13 protein-coding genes and 1 pseudogene are annotated in these 17,284 nt (G+C 70.9%); 6 read left to right on the top strand and 8 right to left on the bottom strand.

The genetic code is table 11. From position 1 onward, the window contains the following. Positions 1–58 precede the first annotated feature (58 nt). The 5 genes from ACIBU0_RS29545 to ACIBU0_RS29565 form a co-directional block, all read right to left on the bottom strand. Positions 59–688: an MBL fold metallo-hydrolase gene (locus tag ACIBU0_RS29545; RefSeq protein ID WP_398824439.1), complete on the bottom strand. Its 630-nt coding sequence runs from the start codon at positions 686–688 to the stop codon at positions 59–61. Continuing rightward, positions 688–1,773 carry an S-(hydroxymethyl)mycothiol dehydrogenase gene (locus tag ACIBU0_RS29550; protein ID WP_398824441.1) on the bottom strand — a complete coding sequence of 362 codons (1,086 nt, stop codon included), beginning with the start codon at positions 1,771–1,773 and terminating at the stop codon, positions 688–690. The genes ACIBU0_RS29545 and ACIBU0_RS29550 overlap by 1 nt, the downstream gene beginning before the upstream one ends. 230 nt (positions 1,774–2,003) lie before the next feature. Continuing rightward, positions 2,004–3,803, bottom strand: coding sequence for a BCCT family transporter (locus tag ACIBU0_RS29555; RefSeq protein WP_398824443.1), 1,800 nt, complete (start codon positions 3,801–3,803; stop codon positions 2,004–2,006). Further along, positions 3,803–6,148 (bottom strand): FdhF/YdeP family oxidoreductase, encoded by a 2,346-nt coding sequence (locus tag ACIBU0_RS29560; protein WP_398824445.1) that lies wholly within the window; start codon positions 6,146–6,148, stop codon positions 3,803–3,805. The genes ACIBU0_RS29555 and ACIBU0_RS29560 overlap by 1 nt, the downstream gene beginning before the upstream one ends. Positions 6,149–6,706: 558 nt before the next feature. Then, complete coding sequence (locus tag ACIBU0_RS29565) at positions 6,707–7,720, bottom strand: LacI family DNA-binding transcriptional regulator (protein WP_398824447.1); 1,014 nt, start codon at positions 7,718–7,720, stop codon at positions 6,707–6,709. 407 nt (positions 7,721–8,127) lie between these two features. Between ACIBU0_RS29565 and ACIBU0_RS29570 the strand changes: the two genes are divergently transcribed. The 5 genes and pseudogenes from ACIBU0_RS29570 to ACIBU0_RS29590 all read left to right on the top strand — a co-directional run bounded on the left by ACIBU0_RS29570 (position 8,128) and on the right by ACIBU0_RS29590 (position 14,493). Beyond that, the gene (locus ACIBU0_RS29570) at positions 8,128–11,781 is read left to right on the top strand and encodes a LamG-like jellyroll fold domain-containing protein (RefSeq protein WP_398824449.1); all 3,654 of its coding nucleotides are present in this window, start codon (positions 8,128–8,130) and stop codon (positions 11,779–11,781) included. Positions 11,782–11,911: 130 nt separating this feature from the next. Continuing rightward, entirely contained in the window at positions 11,912–12,406 is a 495-nt protein-coding gene (locus ACIBU0_RS29575) for a MarR family winged helix-turn-helix transcriptional regulator (RefSeq protein ID WP_398824451.1), read from the top strand. 1 nt (position 12,407) lies between these two features. Continuing rightward, a pseudogene (locus ACIBU0_RS29580) lies at positions 12,408–12,679 on the top strand (nuclear transport factor 2 family protein); the annotation flags it as partial. A gap of 100 nt (positions 12,680–12,779) precedes the next feature. Continuing rightward, positions 12,780–13,187, top strand: coding sequence for a CoA-binding protein (locus tag ACIBU0_RS29585; RefSeq protein ID WP_398824453.1), 408 nt, complete (start codon positions 12,780–12,782; stop codon positions 13,185–13,187). Positions 13,188–13,269: 82 nt separating this feature from the next. Next, positions 13,270–14,493, top strand: a complete 1,224-nt coding sequence (locus ACIBU0_RS29590) for a 4-hydroxybenzoate 3-monooxygenase (protein ID WP_398824455.1) — start codon at positions 13,270–13,272, stop codon at positions 14,491–14,493. A 23-nt stretch (positions 14,494–14,516) separates the two neighbouring features. On the opposite strand, the gene ACIBU0_RS29595 is transcribed toward ACIBU0_RS29590, so the two are convergent. Further along, positions 14,517–14,876 (bottom strand): ArsR/SmtB family transcription factor, encoded by a 360-nt coding sequence (locus tag ACIBU0_RS29595; protein WP_398824457.1) that lies wholly within the window; start codon positions 14,874–14,876, stop codon positions 14,517–14,519. A gap of 61 nt (positions 14,877–14,937) precedes the next feature. On the opposite strand from ACIBU0_RS29595, the gene ACIBU0_RS29600 reads away from it, so the two are divergent. Next, positions 14,938–16,014, top strand: a complete 1,077-nt coding sequence (locus ACIBU0_RS29600; RefSeq protein WP_398824459.1) for a cation diffusion facilitator family transporter — start codon at positions 14,938–14,940, stop codon at positions 16,012–16,014. Positions 16,015–16,018: 4 nt separating this feature from the next. Here the strand turns inward: ACIBU0_RS29600 and ACIBU0_RS29605 are convergent, their stop codons facing one another. After that, positions 16,019–16,579, bottom strand: coding sequence for a YbaK/EbsC family protein (locus ACIBU0_RS29605; protein WP_398824461.1), 561 nt, complete (start codon positions 16,577–16,579; stop codon positions 16,019–16,021). 43 nt (positions 16,580–16,622) lie between these two features. Then, complete coding sequence (locus ACIBU0_RS29610; protein ID WP_398824463.1) at positions 16,623–17,195, bottom strand: helix-turn-helix domain-containing protein; 573 nt, start codon at positions 17,193–17,195, stop codon at positions 16,623–16,625. Between the last annotated feature and the right edge of the window lie 89 nt (positions 17,196–17,284).

Genomic DNA, 17,284 nt, shown 5'->3' on the forward strand with positions numbered 1-17,284 from the left:
TCGGCTCACGATGGCCGCGAGCCGGTGCGGCGGGCGTTCAAGGGGTTCCGGTGCGGCGTCAGAAACCGCGGTCGACCCACTCCTCGAGGTGCGGGGCCTCCGCGGCGACGGTGGTCGTATCGCCGTGGCCCGTGTGCACGACGGTGTCCGACGGCAGTGTCAGCAGCCGGTCCCGGATCGAGTCGATGATGGTCGGGAAGTGGCTGTACGACCGCCCTGTCGCGCCGGGTCCGCCGGAGAACAGGGTGTCACCGCTGAAGAGCGCCTTGAGGGCCGGTGCGTACAGGCAGACCGCGCCGGGGGCGTGGCCGGGCGTGTGCAGCACGGTCAGCTCGACGCCGGCCACCGTGAGGCCCTGGCCGTCGGTCAGTTCGGCGTCCGGTGCCCGGTCGGGGTGGGTCTGCTTCCACAGCGGCAGGTCGTCCGGATGGAGGAGGACCGGGGCGCCGGTGCGGTCGGCGAGTTCGGGTGCGGCGTCGATGTGGTCGTTGTGCGCGTGGGTGCACACGATCGCGGTCAGGCGCCGGTCGCCGACGGCCGCGGCGATGGCCTCGGCGTCATGGGCGGCGTCGATGACGATCGCCTCGGTGTCGTCGCCGACGATCCACACGTTGTTGTCGACGTCCCAGGTGCCGCCGTCCAGCGAGAACGTCCCCGAGGTGACGAGGCGTTCGATGCGGGCGGCCATCAGAGGACCACCACCGAGCGCAGGACGTCGCCGTGGTGCATCCGCTCGAAGGCCTTCTCGACCTCGTCCAGCGCGATGGTCTCCGTGACGAAGGCGTCCAGGTCGAGCCGGCCCTGGAGATAGAGGTCGATCAGCATCGGGAAGTCGCGGCTCGGCAGGCAGTCGCCGTACCAGGAGGACTTCAGGGCGCCGCCGCGGCCGAAGACGTCCAGCAGGGGCAGTTCCAGCTTCATCTCCGGCGTCGGTACGCCGACCAGGACGACCGTGCCGGCGAGGTCGCGGGCGTAGAACGCCTGCTTGTACGTCTCCGGGCGGCCGACCGCCTCGATGACCACGTCGGCGCCGAAGCCGCCGGTCAGCTCGCGGATCGCCTCGACCGCGTCGGCGTCCTTGGAGTTGACGGTGTGGGTCGCGCCCAGCTTCCTGGCGGTGTCCAGCTTGCGGTCGTCGATGTCGACGGCGATGACCTTCGCCGCGCCCGCAAGGTTCGCCCCGGCGATCGCCGCGGCCCCGACACCGCCGCAGCCGATGACGGCGACCGAGTCGCCCCGGCCCACGTTCCCGGTGTTGATGGCCGCGCCGATGCCCGCCATCACGCCGCACCCGAGCAGACCGGCGGCGGCCGCCGACGCGGTCGGGTCGACCTTGGTGCACTGCCCGGCCGCGACCAGCGTCTTCTCCGCGAACGCGCCGATCCCCAGGGCGGGAGACAGCTCGGTGCCGTCCAGCAAGGTCATCTTCTGCTTGGCGTTGTGGGTGTTGAAGCAATACCACGACTCTCCGCGCAGACAGGCCCGGCACTGGCCGCACACCGCACGCCAGTTGAGGATCACGAAGTCGCCGGGCGCGACGTCGGTGACGCCCTCCCCCACCGACTCCACGATCCCCGCTGCCTCATGCCCCAGCAGGAACGGGAAATCGTCGTTGATGCCGCCCTCGCGGTAGTGCAGATCGGTGTGGCAGACCCCGCAGGCCTCGATCTTCACCAGCGCCTCACCCGGACCCGGGTCGGGCACGATGATCGTCTCCAGGCTGACGGGGGCGCCCTTGCCCCGCGCGACGACAGCACGGACCTGGTGCGTCATGGCCACTCCTCGGCTGGTCGTGACTTGAATCGAAGGTGATTCGGATGTTGCTCATTACGGCACACATCTCATGTGTCGCAACACAGCATCGTGGAGCGCCGAGCGGGGGTCAAGCGGCTCGACGGGGTTGCCTCGGCCGGGTCGATCCAGGCGGAACAGCGCGAACGCCCGGCGGGGTCGTGACCGGACATGCCGGTTCACGACCCCGCCGGGCGTGGGTCCCGCCGGTCTCAGCGGGCAGAGGAGGATGTCGTGTCCGTGGCCTCGGCGGAGTGCGTGGACTGCTCGGACCGCTCTGCCTCCGGGTCCTCGTTCTCCGGGCCCTCGTTCTCCGAGCCCTCGTTGCACGCCACGGGGCCGATGCGCAGCTCGAAGTCGCCGTCGTACTTCTCGTGGCCGGTGATGACGGCCGTTTCGATGGCCTCCTCGCCGATGCGCCCGCGGATGATGAGCGGATCCTGGCGCAGGTCGCGGGTGAGCGCGATGCACAGGCCGACCATCACCAGGGTGAAGGGCGCCGCCGCGAGGATGGTCAGGTTCTGCAGTCCGGTGAGCGCATCGCCCTTGCCGCCGCCGATGAGAAGCATGATCGCGGCGACCCCTCCGGTCAGCACACCCCAGAAGACGACGACACCCCGGGTGGGTTCCAGGGATCCGCGCTGCGAGAGCGTACCCATCACGATCGAGGCGGCGTCGGCGCCGGAGACGAAGAAGATCCCGACGAGGATCATCACGACCACGCTGGTCACCGTGGCGACCGGGTACTGCTGGAGCACGTCGAAGAGCTGACCCTGGGCCGTCGAGGCGTCGCCGAGGCGCTTCTCGTCCTGGAGGCGCATCGCCGAGCCGCCGAAGACGGCGAACCACAGCAGACTGACGGTGCTCGGCACCAGGATGACCCCGCCCACGAACTGCCGGATGGTCCGGCCGCGGCTGATGCGCGCGATGAACATGCCGACGAACGGCGTCCAGGAGATCCACCAGGCCCAGTAGAAGACCGTCCAGCCGGCCAGCCAGTCGGCGACGCCCTCGCCGCTCGACGCCTGGGTACGCCCCGCCATCTGGGTCAGGTCGCCGAGGAAGGCGGCGATGGAGGTGGGCAGCAGGTCGAGGATGAAGATGGTCGGCCCGACGAGGAAGACGAAGGCCGCCAGGGCCACCGCCAGCACCATGTTGATGTTGGACAGCCACTGGATGCCCTTGGCGATGCCGGACACGGCCGAGGCGACGAAGGCGACGGTCAGCACCGCGATCACGGCGACCAGCAGGCCGGTGCCGACGGATCCCAGCCAGCCCAGGCCGGTGAAGCCACTGCCGATCTGGAGGGCGCCGAGCCCGAGGGAGGCCGCGGAGCCGAAGAGGGTGGCGAAGATGGCGAGGATGTCGATGACCCGGCCACCCCAGCCGTTCGCCCGCCGCTCACCGATCAGCGGGGTGAACACGGCGCTGATCAGCTGCCGGCGTCCGCGCCGGAAGGTGCTGTAGGCGATGCCCAGACCCACCACCGCGTACATCGCCCACGGGTGCAGCGTCCAGTGGAAGAGGGTGGTGGCCATGGCGGTCTCCATGGCCTCGTGGGCGTCGGCCGGGTCGGTGCCCGGCGGCGGCGTGACGAAGTGGGACAGCGGCTCGCTCACGCCGTAGAACATCAGGCCGATGCCCATGCCCGCGCTGAACATCATGGCGATCCACGACACGGTGCGGAACTCGGGCTCCTCGCCCTCGCGCCCCAGGGTGATCCGGCCGTAGCGGCTCATCGCCAGCCAGAGGGCGAAGACGACGAAGCCCGAGGCCGCGAGGACGAACGCCCAGCCGCCGTTGCGGATGGTCCCGTCCAGCAGCTTCCCGGACACGCTCTCCAGTGTGTCGGTCGCCGTGGCCCCCCACACGACGAAGGCGAGGGTGAGGACCGCGGTCACGCCGAAGACGACCAGGTCGGTCCGGGGGCCGGCGGATGCCGCCGGGCTTCCCGGCAGGTCCGCCTCGACGGGACGGCTGCGGCTCCCGTTCCTTTCGTGGGTTTCGTTCATCAGCCCCTCCTTTCCGCAGACGGCGGTGGACACACCGGATCGGGCAAAGGATCGGCGAGGTTCTCCAGCCGTACGACGATGGACTTCGACGTGGGGGTGTTGCTGACGGCCGCCGTGGAGTCCAGCGGTACGAGGACGTTGGTCTCGGGGAAATAGGCCGCGCAGCAGCCCCGCGGCGTCGGGTACGGCACCACCCGGAAGGCGTGGGCCCGGCGCTCCACGCCGTCCCCGTACTCACTGACGATGTCGACGAGGTCCCCGTCGGACAGGCCGCGCTCGGCGAGGTCGTCGGGGTGCAGGAAGAGGACCCGGCGGCCCTGGTGGATGCCGCGGTAGCGGTCGTCCAGGCCGTAGATGGTGGTGTTGTACTGGTCGTGCGAGCGCAGCGTCTGGAGCAGCAGCCGGCCCGGCGGGACCTCGGGGCTCTCCAGCGGGTTGACGGTGAAGTTGGCCAGCCCGGTGGCTGTCGTGAACCGGCGTTCGTCGCGGGGCGGGTGGGGCAGAGCGAAGCCGCCCGGCTGCCGCACCCGGGCGTTGAAGTCCTCGAAGCCCGGGATCACGCGTTCGATGCGGTCGCGGATGCGGTCGTAGTCGGCCTCGAAGTCCTCCCACGGCGCCTGCGGGCCGGTGTCCCCGAGGGCGGCGCGTGCCATCCGGCAGATGATCGCGACCTCGCTCAGCAGGTGCTCGGACGCGGGCGTGAGCCGCCCTCGCGAGAGGTGCACCATGCCCATGGAGTCCTCCACCGTGACCAACTGAGGGCCGCCGGGCCGCAGGTCGGCCTCGGTCCGGCCGAGGCACGGCAGGATGAGGGCCTGTTCCCCGGCGATGACGTGCGAGCGATTCAGCTTGGTGGAGATCTGCACGGTGAGCCGGCATCTGCGCAGCGCCTGCTCGGTCAGGTCGGTGTCGGGGGCCGCGGCGACGAAGTTGCCGCCCAGGGCGACGAAGACCTTTACGTCACCGTCGCGCATGGCGCGGATGCTGTCGACCGCGTCATGGCCGTGGCGCCGCGGGGGTGTGAAGGCGAACTCGGCGCCGAGCCGGTCCAGGAACGCGGCGTCCGGCTTCTCGTAGATGCCCATGGTGCGGTCGCCCTGCACGTTGGAGTGGCCGCGCACGGGGCAGAGTCCGGCGCCCGGGCGGCCGATGTTGCCGCGCAGCAGAAGGAAGTTGACGACGTCCCGGATGGTGGGCACGGAGTGCTTGTGCTGGGTGAGTCCCATCGCCCAGCAGACGACGATCCTTTCGGCGGCCAGCACCTGGCCGAACGCCTCCCGGATCTCCTCCTCGGGCAGGCCGGTGGCCCGGAGGATCTCGTCCCACGTCACCTTGCGGGCGTGCTCGGCGAACTCCTCGAAGCCGTGCGTGTACCGCTCGATGAAGGCGGTGTCCAGGCAGGTGCCGGGCGCCTCGTCCTCCGCCTCCAGCAGCATGCGGTTGAAGGCCTGGAAGAGCGCCTGGTCGCCGCCCAGCCTGATCTGCAGGAACTGGTCCGCCAGCTTCGTACCGCCGCCGATGACGCCGGAGGGCTTCTGGGGGTTCTTGAACCGGAGCAGGCCCGCCTCGGGCAGCGGGTTGACCGCGATGACGCGGGCGCCTCGCTCCTTGGCCTGCTCCAGCGCGGAGAGCATCCGGGGGTGGTTGGTGCCCGGGTTCTGGCCGACCACGAGAATGAGATCGGCCTCGTAGAGGTCCTCCAGGCTGACGCTGCCCTTGCCGATGCCGATGGTCTCCACCAGGGCGGAGCCGCTGGACTCGTGGCACATGTTGGAGCAGTCCGGCAGGTTGTTGGTGCCCAGGCCGCGGACGAAGAGCTGGTAGAGGAACGCGGCCTCGTTGCTCGCCCGTCCGGAGGTGTAGAAGGCGGCCTCGTCCGGGTGGTCGAGCGCGGCGAGTTCGCGGGCGATGACCGCGAACGCGTCGTCCCAGGAGATCGGCTCGTAGCGGTCGGCGCCGGCCGGGCGGTACATGGGGTGGGTGAGGCGTCCCTGCTGCCCGAGCCAGTAGTCGCTGCGCGGGAGCAGATCCTCCAGGCTGTGCTCGGCGAAGAACTCCGGGGTGACCCGCCGCACCGTGGCCTCCTCGGCCACGGCCTTGGCGCCGTTCTCGCAGAACTCCGCCTTGTGCCGGTGGCCGGGCTCGGGCCATGCGCAGCCGGGGCAGTCGAAGCCCTCCTTCTGATTGACCCGGAGCAGCGTGAGCAGGCTGCGGCGGACCCCCATCTGTTCACCGGCGTGCCGCAGCGAGGAGGTGACGGCGGGGATGCCGGCGGCGTACTCCTTCGGGGGGCCGACCCGCAGTCGGGCGTCGCCGGGGTCCTCAGCAGGTGGCTTGCGAGTCATCTGTAGCGCTACTCCGCGGTGTAGGGGAACCAGAGCCGTGCAATGGCACCGCCAGTTGCGCATTATTAAACGGTGCCGTGATACGCAACACACTCAGGGAAGCCCGACCGGCGACCCCCTGTCAAGGCTCGCGGCCGTCCAGGTGCAGGCACGGTCGCGCCAGGTCCCCGGGCGACGAACCGGTCAGAGCCGGTCAGGCATCGCCGCCTGGGTGATGTCGGCGGCCCGCGCCCGCCGACGGGCGTCGTCCGGCCGGTCCAACGGCACGGCAGGTTCGGCGAGTTCGCGAACTGGAGGGCAAGGAAGGCAGCCAAGTACGCGGCGGCGACGACGCGTTCGAAGTCGAACGAGGTGGCGTTGTGCATACGTCTCGGCCAGTTCCGCCCAGCCAGGCGACGGCACAGGTTGCCGAACGCCCAGCCGTGATGTGCGACTTGACGAAGTTGTGGAGTACGGCGAGGGCGCCGGACGGTGAGAGAAGGCACGCAGAGCAGTGCCGACGAGCGATCCGGCGATCAGCAAGTGAAGCAGGTGTGCGCGGGTTGCGCGTGAGGTCGGTCAGGACGCCGCACAGGGCCCGGTGCTGGCCCGCAAGGAGATCGGTGGGGCGAGGAGGTGGTGCCGGGGCGGTCCGTCGGGGTGGTCGAGCCGCTCGACCAGCAGGTCGACGGCCCGTCGGCCCATCTCCTCCGCGGGCACGTCCGCTGCGGTGAGCTGCGGGGTCACCGTCTCCGCCCAGCGGGCGGCCACCACCCCGGTGACGGAGAAGTCGCGCGGCACATGACGGCCCGCCCGGGCGAGCCCCCGGTAGACGCCGCCCAGAGCCGCCTCGTTCAGCGTGACCAGAGCGGTGGTGGCCGGATCGTCCTGCAGGATCCGCTCCACACAGGCCTGACCCGAGGCGGCGTCGTCCCCGCAGCAGTACGTCCGCACGGTCAGCCCGCGCTCGGCGGCGGCCTTGGTGAAGCCGTCCAGCCCCCGGTGCGCGGACTCGTACCCGGCCCGCAGCAGTTGCTCGGGCCGGTTGACCAGGGCGATCCGGCGGTGGCCGAGGTCGGCCAGGTGGTGGACGCACGCCGCCGCCAGCGCGGTGTGGTCCAGGCCGACCCACCAACCGCCCTCCGGACGGGCGGTGCGGCCGATGGCGACGGAGGGGAAGTCCAGGGCGGCCAGGTGGTCCACCCGGTCGTCCTGGAGCCTGATCTCCATCAGGATCGCGCCGTCGACCCGCCGCTCCCCCAGCAGCCGCTGGAAGGAACGGTCGCTGTCCACACCGCTCGGCGACAGCAGCACGTCGTAGTCGTAGGCCGCCGCGGCCTCCACCACACTGCCGATGAAGTCCAGCTGCATCCCGGTGTAGTGGTCCCCGGCCGGCGGGAAGACCAGACCGATCGTGCTCGTCCGGCCGTTGGCCAGGGCCCGCGCGCTGGCGTTCGGGCGGTAGCCCAGTTCGTCGATGACCTGCTGGATCTTCCGGCGGGTGTCGTCCGAGACCGGGCGCTTGCCGCTCAGGGCGTACGAGACGGTGGAGCGCGAGACACCGGCCCGCCGGGCGATCTCACCGATGTTCACTGCGACTCCTTGCTCAAATCTCGAACCGGTTCGACACCGCGGACCGACCGTCGCGCCGGTTCGCGAAGCGACGCTAGGAACTGACCGCACGCCTGTCAACACCCTTGACACCACTCACGCTTGACACCACCCACGGCTCACGTTCGCGCACTACGGACACGAACCGACAGAACCTCGCGCCGGAGGGATTGATGGTCCGGCTTCCCCGATGCTAGCTTCCGGAACCGGTTCGACGAAGTGATCCCGAGCGATCCTTCCGGCGAACCGGTCCGACAGCAGGCTCCCCCAGGGAACGCGGGAGGGGGCGCCATCCACCGTCATCTGAAGAGCGCATCGCCATCGCGGCGCAGGTCGAACCGGTTCGAGCTGCGTCGACGCCCAGCACCCGAGGATTGAGGACGCAATCCATGTCATCCCCCGACAGACCCGCCCGGCGCCGAGCGCCCGCCGCCGTGGCCGTCGCTCTCGGCGCGGGCCTGCTGACCGCACCCGCCGTCCCCGCGGCGGCGGCCGACGCGCCCCGGCCCGCCGCCCGCTATACCTTCGACCACGACGACCTCACCTCCGGCAGGATCACCGACAGCTCCGGCAACGGACTGACGGCGACCCTGGTGAACGCCTCCACCGCCCAGTCCGTGGCCGGCACCGACGGGGGCAAGGCCCTCGCCCTGCCCGGCGGGGCGCCCACCTCCGACGGCGCATACGTCCGTCTGCCCCGCGAAGTCATCGGCGACGCCACCGACCTGACGGTCTCCGCCCGCGTGAAGTGGAGCAGCGACGCGTCGCCCTGGCAGCGGCTCTTCGATCTGGGCACCGGCACCTCGAAGTACCTCTTCAGCACGCCGTGCAACGGCAGCTGCCTGTTCCAGACCTCCGTGACCACCGGCGGAGGCGGCGCCGAGACACAGGTCCACGGCTACGCGACGCTGCCCGCGAACGAGTGGCGGACCGTCACCGTCACCCTCGACACCACCGCCGGCCGGCTCACCACCTACCTCGACGGCGTCGCGGTCTCCTCCGCCGAGACCCGGATCAAGGCCAAGGAACTGCTGGACGGTTCCGCCACGGCCGCCGGCTACATCGGCAAGTCCTTCTCGCCGGACCCGCTGCTCAAGGGCGCGATCGACGACTTCACCGTGTGGCACGCGGCGCTGAGCGCCGAACAGGTGGCCGGCACGGTCGGGACCGTGCCGACCCTTCAGGAGCTCTCGAAGACGTCCTTCGACGTCCGTACGGCCACCGGGGCCGCTCCGTCCCTCCCGCACGTCGTCCGCTCCTCCTTCTCCGACGGCTACGACCGGGACACGCCGATCACCTGGGACGCCGTACCGTCCGAGAAGTACGCCCGGCCGGGAACCTTCACGGTGGCGGGCACGGCAGCCGGGCGCGCGGTGAAGGCGGACGTCACCGTCGTCCGCGAGGGACAGCTCACCGTCGACCTCGGCTCGGACACCGGCCCCTTCCACGGCGGCGCCTCCGGCACGCTCTACGGCGTGTACGGACCGGACGTCCCCACCAACAACCTCATGGAGGGCATGGGCCTGCGCACGGTCTCCACCAAGGCGCAGGACGGGCCTCAGCACCCCGGTGCCGACGCGCTGGAAGTGGTCGGGCCGCTGGCCGACTCCACCGACGGTGACGTGTACATCTACATGACCGACATCCACCGCGGCTTCCCCTACCAGTGGCCGGGCAGCACTCCCGAGGAGAAGCTGAAGCTCTACAAGGAGAAGATCGCGGCGCAGGTCGACCAGGTACTGCGCCTGCCGCGGGAGTACCAGGACAACATCGTCTTCGTGCCGTTCAACGAGCCCGAGGGCAACATGTTCGGTACCGGCGAGTGGAGCTACAACAGGGTCAGCTGGCTGAGCGACCCCGACGACTACTTCGCCGCCTGGGACGACGCCTTCCGGCTCATCAAGGGCAGGATGCCCGGCGCCCGCATCGCCGGGCCCAACACCAGCATCCTGTACGACCAGGTGAAGGGCTTCCTCACCCACGCCCTGGCCGCCGGCACCCTCCCGGACGTCATCACCTGGCACGAGCTCAGCCATCCCGAGGCGGTGCGCCAGAGCGTCGCCAAGTACCGGACGTGGGAGAAGGAGCTGTTCAAGGGCAGCGAGCGGGAGGGCACCCAACTGCCCGTCAACATCAACGAATACGCCTTCAACTACCACACCTCCGTCCCCGGCCAGATGATCCAGTGGGTGTCCGCGATCGAGGAGTCCAAGGTCGACGCGGACATCGCGTACTGGAACATCGACGGCAACCTGTCCGACTCCGCGGTGCAGTCGGGCCGCGGCAACGGCCAGTGGTGGCTGCTGAATGCGTACGCCTCGATGAGCGGGCACACGGTGCGGGTGACCCCGCCGTTCCCCGGCGAGAACTACACCATGCAGGGCGTGGCCACCCTCGACGAGAAGAAGAAGCAGTCCCGGCTGATCTTCGGCGGGTCCACCGGCAAGGGTCACATCACCTTCGCGCGCGTCCCGAAGAAGGTCTTCGGGGACCGGGTGCACGCCTGGGTACGGGAGATCGGGTGGAGCGGACAGGTCGGCGACTCCTCCGGCCCGAAGCTGCTCACGGAGACGAACCTGCCGGTCGGGGACGACGGTACGGTCGTCGTCGACTTCGGCGACGGGGCGCTGCCGAAGCTGAAGGAGTCCTCGGCGTACGAGATCGTCCTCAGCCCGGCCGGGAAGGCGAAGGGCACGCAGTCACCGCCCGTGCGCTGGCAGGGGTCGTACGAGGCGGAGGACGCCGCCCACAGCGGCTCCGGCTACTCCAAGAACGGTCCGGAGGGCTCGCCGCGTGACGTGTCGAAGTTCTACACCTCCGGCGGCTACGACGTGGGCGGCCTGCGCACCGGCTCGGACGTCACGCTCGACTTCACGGTGGACGTGCCCGAGGACGGCACGTACGACCTGAGCGTCTTCGCCAACTCCCTCAACACCTTCGACAAGGTGAAGGAGCAGGGCCCCACCAACGTCTTCCTGCGGGTGGACGGCAAGGCGGACAGCGAACAGGAGCTCCACCTGCCGCTCGGCTACAAGTGGGTGGTGTGGGACCACACCGACACCGAGGTCCGGCTCACCAAGGGCAGGCACACCCTGACGCTCGCCGCGAAGAGCCTCGACGGCGAGCGCGCCACCAAGGGTGACGCCATCGTCGACCGCCTCACCCTGTCCTTGCCGGAGGCTTCGGCGAACACCCGGGTGTACGAGGGTGAGTTGGCCTGGCTGAGCGGCGGGGCACGGCCCGCTTACGACCTCCCGCAGCAGCCGGCCACCGGCTCGGGCGCGGCCCGGCTGGCGAAGGGCCAGACCGCCACCTTCTGGGTCTACTCACCCGCCGACCGCGAGGCCACCCTCAAGGTCGACGCCCTCGGCGGTTCGGGCGCCCGGCTCTCGGTCAACGGCCACGACGTCCTGCGGCTGGGCGACGGCACGAGCAGCGTGGCCGTCTCCCTGTCGGGCGGCGTCAACAAGGTGACGGTGACCGGAGGTGCGGCCACGACGCTCGTCGACCGCCTCAGGGTCACGCCGACCGAGGGGGCGCTCCCGGCGCGGACGTACGAGGCGCGGGACGCCGAGCTCGCGGGCTCGGCCACGCTCACCCCGCTCTCCCTGGCCACCGACGGAACGGCGATCACCGGCATCGGCGGCGCGCCCGGCAACGGCAACACCGCGACGTTCACCGTCGACGCCGACCGGACCGGCCTGTACGCACTGCGCATCCGCTACTCGAACCCCGAGCAGTCCGAGGCCACCCACTACAACCCGGATCCGCTCGCCCGCCATGCCGACATCACCGTCAACGGCGGCGAGATGCGGCGCGTCGGCTTCCCGCACAGCTTCCACGCGAACAACTTCTGGGAGCTGACCGTCCCCGTCCGGCTCGAGAAGGGACAGAACACGATCACCTTCCGCTCCGAGGAGCTGCCGAACTTCGACGGCACCACCTACGCCTCGGACACCTTCCCCGGCGTGCTGCTCCGCTCCCGCTACGCGCCACTGATCGACAGGATCACCGTCGCGCCCTACGCGCGCGAGGTGCGCTGAGGTGATCGGCACCGGCGGCCGAGCGCCGCCGGTGCCGCCCACAGCTGACAGCGAACCGCCTCGTCCGGTCCGGAAACACGGCATGATCATGGGAGGAAGGCCGTGGAAGGACCGGACAGGCGGTGGGGACGTGAGTGAGCAGGCGGAGATCTCGTCGCCGAAAGAGGCGGCGGACAACGCGCTGGTGTTGGCGTTCGGACGGTTGCAGGGAGCCGCGAACCGGCTGGAGTACATCCTGGGGCGGGCCTTGGAGCGGGAGTGCGGCATCAGCCATCTGATGTTCGAGGTGCTGCTGATCCTCGGGCGGGCCGGTGAGCCGGGCCTGTCGATGCGGGCCATCGCCCAGGAGCAGGTGCTGACCACGGGCGGCGTGACCCGTCTCGTGGACCGCATGGAGGCGGCCGGACTGGTCGCGCGCACCGAGGATCCCGGCGACCGGCGCGGGCGGCTGGTGCGCCTGACCCCGTTGGGAGAGGAGACCACCGTGCGCGCGTCCCGGCTGCATGTGGAGAACATCCGCCGCTACTTCCTGGCGCCCCTGCCGCCCGAGGACCGCGAGCGGTTCGCCGAGAACCTGCGCGTCCTCAGCCATTCGGCCCGGGACGAACTGCCCCGCCTGCCCTGACCTCGCCGGCACCTACCGCACCCCGACGGCGTGACCCGGAACCTGATGGAGAAGCTCGGCCAGGACTGGGACGGCTGGACCGCTCACGACGACACCTATGTGGTCGACGGCGAGAACGTCGTCGTCCTGGCCCGCTACACGGCCGTCAACAAGGCCACCGGCAAACCCGTCGACGTCCGCGTGGCCCACCACTTCACCGTCCGCGGCGGGCTGATCGTCCGCTTCGAGCAGTTCGTCGACACCGCCCTCGTCCGCGACGCCATGACCGGCTGACCGGTCTGCGGCACGGCCGTCGCGTCTCCTGGAATCACCGCACCCCGGCTGCTGTTGTCCGCAACAGCAGCCCCAAGCGCACATACCAAGGAGACCGAGCGTGTACGGCGACCCGGCAACAGTCCGCAAGATCCTCACCGAGCTCGGCGACACCTGGGCCGTCGTGGGCCTGTCCACGAACCAGCGGCGCGCGGCATACGGCGTCGCCGACGTGCTCCAGCGCTTCGGCAAGCGCATCGTGCCCGTGCATCCGAAGGCGGAGACGGTCCACGGCGAGCAGGGATACCCGTCCCTGGAGGCGATCCCCTTCAAGATCGACGTGGTCGACGTGTTCGTCAACAGCGACCTCGCCGGGGCCGTCGCCGACGAGGCCGCCGCCATCGGCGCCAAGGCCGTCTGGTTCCAGCTCGGCGTCATCGACGAGGCCGCCTACGACCGCACGCTCGCCGCCGGCCTCGACATGGTCATGGACCGCTGCCCGGCGATCGAAATCCCTCGCCTGGGATAGCCGGTACCGGTCCGTCGCGCCGACGCGCTGAGCCGCCGCCGGAACGCTGCCCTCCCCGCGTTGGCCGCACCATAATGCTCGGGTGACTTCCACCTCCCCCCACACCAACTCCGGTGCCCCGCAGCGCTTTCCGGTCGTCGTCGTGGGCGCCGGACCGGCCGGCCTCACCGTCGGCAACATCCTGCGGGCGGCGTCCGTGGACTGTCTGGTCCTGGAGACCGAGACACGTGCGTTCATCGAGCAGCGGCCGCGGGCCGGGGTCATCGAGGAGTGGGCCGTACGCGGGCTCGAGCGGCGGGGGCTCGCGGACACTCTGCTGGAGCGGGCGCAGCGGCACACCGAGTGCGAGTTCCGGTTCGCCGGGGAGCGCCACCGGTTCGAGTACTTCGAACTGACAGGACGTCACCACTGGGTCTACCCGCAGCAGTTCCTGGTGACGGACCTGGTACGCGAGTACGCCGACGTACGCGGCGGGGCCATACGCTTCGGCGTGCGGGACGTGGAACTGCACGACCTCGACACCGACCACCCCTCGGTGTCGTACGTCTGCCCGGACACGGGTCGACGCGAGGTCGTGCGCTGCGACTTCGTCGCCGGCTGCGACGGGGCGCGCGGGGTGACGCGCGCCGCGGTGCCCGCCGGCCGGGCCCGCGTCTCCCGCGGCGACTACGGCGTGGGATGGCTGGCGCTGCTCGCCGAGGCGCCGCCGTCCGCGGACTGTGTCGTGTTCGGCGTGCATCCCAACGGGTTCGCCGGGCACATGCAGCGCAGTGCCGAAGTGACCCGCTACTACCTCGAGTGCCCGCCCGGCGACGACCCGGAGAACTGGTCGCACGACCGGGTCTGGACGGAGCTGCAGCTGCGGCTCGGCGCGCACGGCGCACCCCCGCTGACGGAGGGGCGGCTGATCGAGAAGCGCGTCCTCGACATGCACAACTACGTGGTCGAACCCATGGTGTACGGCCGCCTCTTCCTGGCCGGCGACGCCGCCCACCTGACCGCCCCGATCGCCGCCAAGGGCATGAACCTGGCCCTGCACGACGCGTTCCTGCTCGGCGACGCGATCGTCGCGTACGTCACGAAGGGCGACGGCTCCGGCCTGGACGGCTACTCGCCGGCCTGCCTCGACCGGGTGTGGGACTACCAGGAGTTCTCCCACTGGCTGTCCGAGGTCTATCACGGCGCGTCGTCGGGCGACCCGTACCGCGCGGGCACCACTCTCGCCCGCCTGCGGCGCATCTTCGGCTCCCCGAAGGCGGCGATGGCCTTCGCGGAGCAGTACCTGGGTCTGAACACCGACGGCTGAGGCCCCGGTCAGCGGGTGATTCGTCAGTCGTGCGGGGGCCGGTCGCTCAGCCGGTGGTCCGCCACGTTCAGCGCCTCGTCGACGAGGCGGCGCAGATGGCCGTCGCGCAGGGCGTAGACCACCCGGCGGCCCTCCTTGCGCGTGTTCACCAGCCCCGCGAGACGCAGCCGGGCCAGGTGCTGGCTGACGGCGGGCCGGGCGGCGCCGCAGGCCTCGGTCAGCGTCGTGACATCGGCCTCCCCCGCCGTCAGGGCGTGCAGCAGCGTGAGGCGGGTGCGGTCGCCGAGCAGGGCCAGGAGTTCCGCGGCGAGCGCGAACTGCTCCTCGCCCGGGGTGCGCGGATGCGCATCGTGCGCAGGTGATAGGTGCATGCGTGCGCTCATACGCACATAATGGCGTCGTGGGCGGGCACTCGTCCACTCCCGCGTACGGAAGGGGAGCGCTGTGAGCGACGGGCACGAGCAGGAGCACCACCGGCACGGACACCCGCACGAGCACCATGACCATCACGGCCACGCTCATGACCACACCCCGACCCCCCTCCGCCACCGCCTCGCCCACCTCCTCACACCCCACTCCCACGAGAGCGCCGACAAGCTCGACACCGCGCTGGAGTCCTCGGCCCGCGGCATGCGCGCCCTGTGGGTCTCGCTGGCCGTGCTCGGCGTGACGGCGTTCGCTCAGGCGGTCGTGGTGGTCGCCTCCGGGTCGGTGGCGCTGCTCGGGGACACGGTGCACAACACCGCGGACGCGCTCACGGCCGTACCGCTCGGGATCGCCTTCGTGCTGGGCCGCCGCGCGGCGACGCGCCGCTTCACCTATGGCTACGGGCGGGCCGAGGACCTCGCGGGCATCGTCATCGTGCTGACCATCGCCGCGTCCGCGGCCTTCGCGGCCTGGACGGCGGTCGACCGCCTCCTCGACCCACGGCCCGTGGAGCGGATACCCGCCGTCGCCGTGGCCGCGCTCGTCGGGTTCGCGGGCAACGAGTGGGTGGCCCGGTACCGGATCCGGGTCGGCCGTGCGATCGGCTCGGCCGCGCTGGTCGCCGACGGACTGCACGCCCGTACGGACGGATTCACCTCACTGGCCGTGCTGTTGAGCGCGGGCGGTGCGGCGCTGGGCTGGCAACTCGCGGATCCGGTCGTCGGGTTGGCCATCACTGCCGCGATCGTGCTCGTGCTGCGGGACGCGGCCCGGGAGGTGTTCCGGCGGGTGCTGGACGCCGTGGACCCGGCGCTGGTCGACCGGGCCGAGCGGGCGCTGGTGGAGGTCGCGGGGGTGCGCGAGGTGGGCGAACTGCGGCTGCGCTGGATCGGGCACCGGCTGCGCGCCGAGGTGGCGGTCGTCGTGGACGGCGAGGCGACGGTACGTCAGGCGCACGCCATCGCCGTCGACGCCGAACACGCCCTGCTGCACGCCGTGCCCCGGCTCACGGCGGCCCTGGTCCACGCCGACCCGGCACCGGCTCCGGGCGAGGCGGATCCGCACCTGGCCCTCGCGCACCACACCACGGCGTGAGGCGTCAGGCCGAGACACCGAGCCCCTCCAGCACGACCGCTCCGGGCAGCTCCGCGAACGCCTTGCCCGGCACCAGCAGCTTGCCGCGCCGACGTCCGCTGCCGACCAGGACGTACGGCAGGTCGACGACGGCCGGGTCCACCAGCACCGGCCAGCCCTCGGGCAGTCCGATCGGGGTGATGCCGCCGTACTCCATGCCGGTCTCACCGGTCGCCGTGTCCATCGAGGCGAACGACACCTTGCGGGCGCCGAGGTGCCGGCGTACGACGCCGTTGACGTCGACCCGGGCCGCGGAGAGGACGACGCACGCGGCCAGCGTGGTCTCGCCGCCGCGCTTGCCCGCCACGACCACGCAGTTCGCGGACTGTTCGAGCAGTTCCGGACCGTAGTGCTGCACGAAGACGGCGGTGTCGGCCCACTGCGGGTCGGTGTCGACGTAGACCATCTGGTCGGCGGGGACGCTGCCGTGCCAGTGGCGTACGGCGTCGGCGACCGGGCGGGTGAGTTCGTCGAGGCAGTCGGGGGCCGGGGTGGCGTTGTCGAAGTGTCCGATGGGTGCGTCCATGAGCGCACGCTAACAGGACCGGATCGGCCGTCGGCCGGCCGTCTCAGCGGACGGGCGGCACCGACACCGCGAGCATCCACTCCGTCGGGACATCCCCCTGATTGCCGTATGTGTGCGGGGCGTTGGCCTCGAAGGTGGCACTGGCGCCGACCGGGACGCGGTACTCCGCGTCCTCGACGGTGAGGGTCAGCTCGCCCGCGATGACGTGGACGATCTCGAAGGTGCCGGCGGGGTGCGGGTCGGAGCTGCTGCTCTCGCCCGGCATCAGCCGCCACTCCCACATCTCCAGCGGCCCCGGCGCCTCGGTGCCCGCGAGGAGCCTGCTGTAGCTGCCGGCGTCGGTGTGCCACAGCCGTACCACCTGGTCGGCCGGCACGACCCGGACCTTCGGACCCTGCCCGTAGTCCAGCAGGGTGGTGATGCTGACCCCGAGCGCGTCCCCGATCTTGATCACCGTGCCGAGGCTCGGGTTGGTCCGCGCCTGCTCGATCTGGATGAGCATGCCGCGGCTGACACCGGCACGGGCGGCGAGCACGTCGAGGGTGAAGCCGCGCACGGCGCGCCAGTGTTTGACGTTGCGCCCCAGGGACTGGGTCAGCAGGTCGAGGTCCGCCACATTCCGTCCATTGCTCCGGAGTCCAATATTCTGGATGACAGGGTCTATCTCACTGCACTACGGTGAGGTGCACCTGATCGTGCACCGAA

This window comes from Streptomyces sp. NPDC049627 (genome assembly GCF_044465645.1).
Classification (GTDB): domain Bacteria; phylum Actinomycetota; class Actinomycetes; order Streptomycetales; family Streptomycetaceae; genus Streptomyces.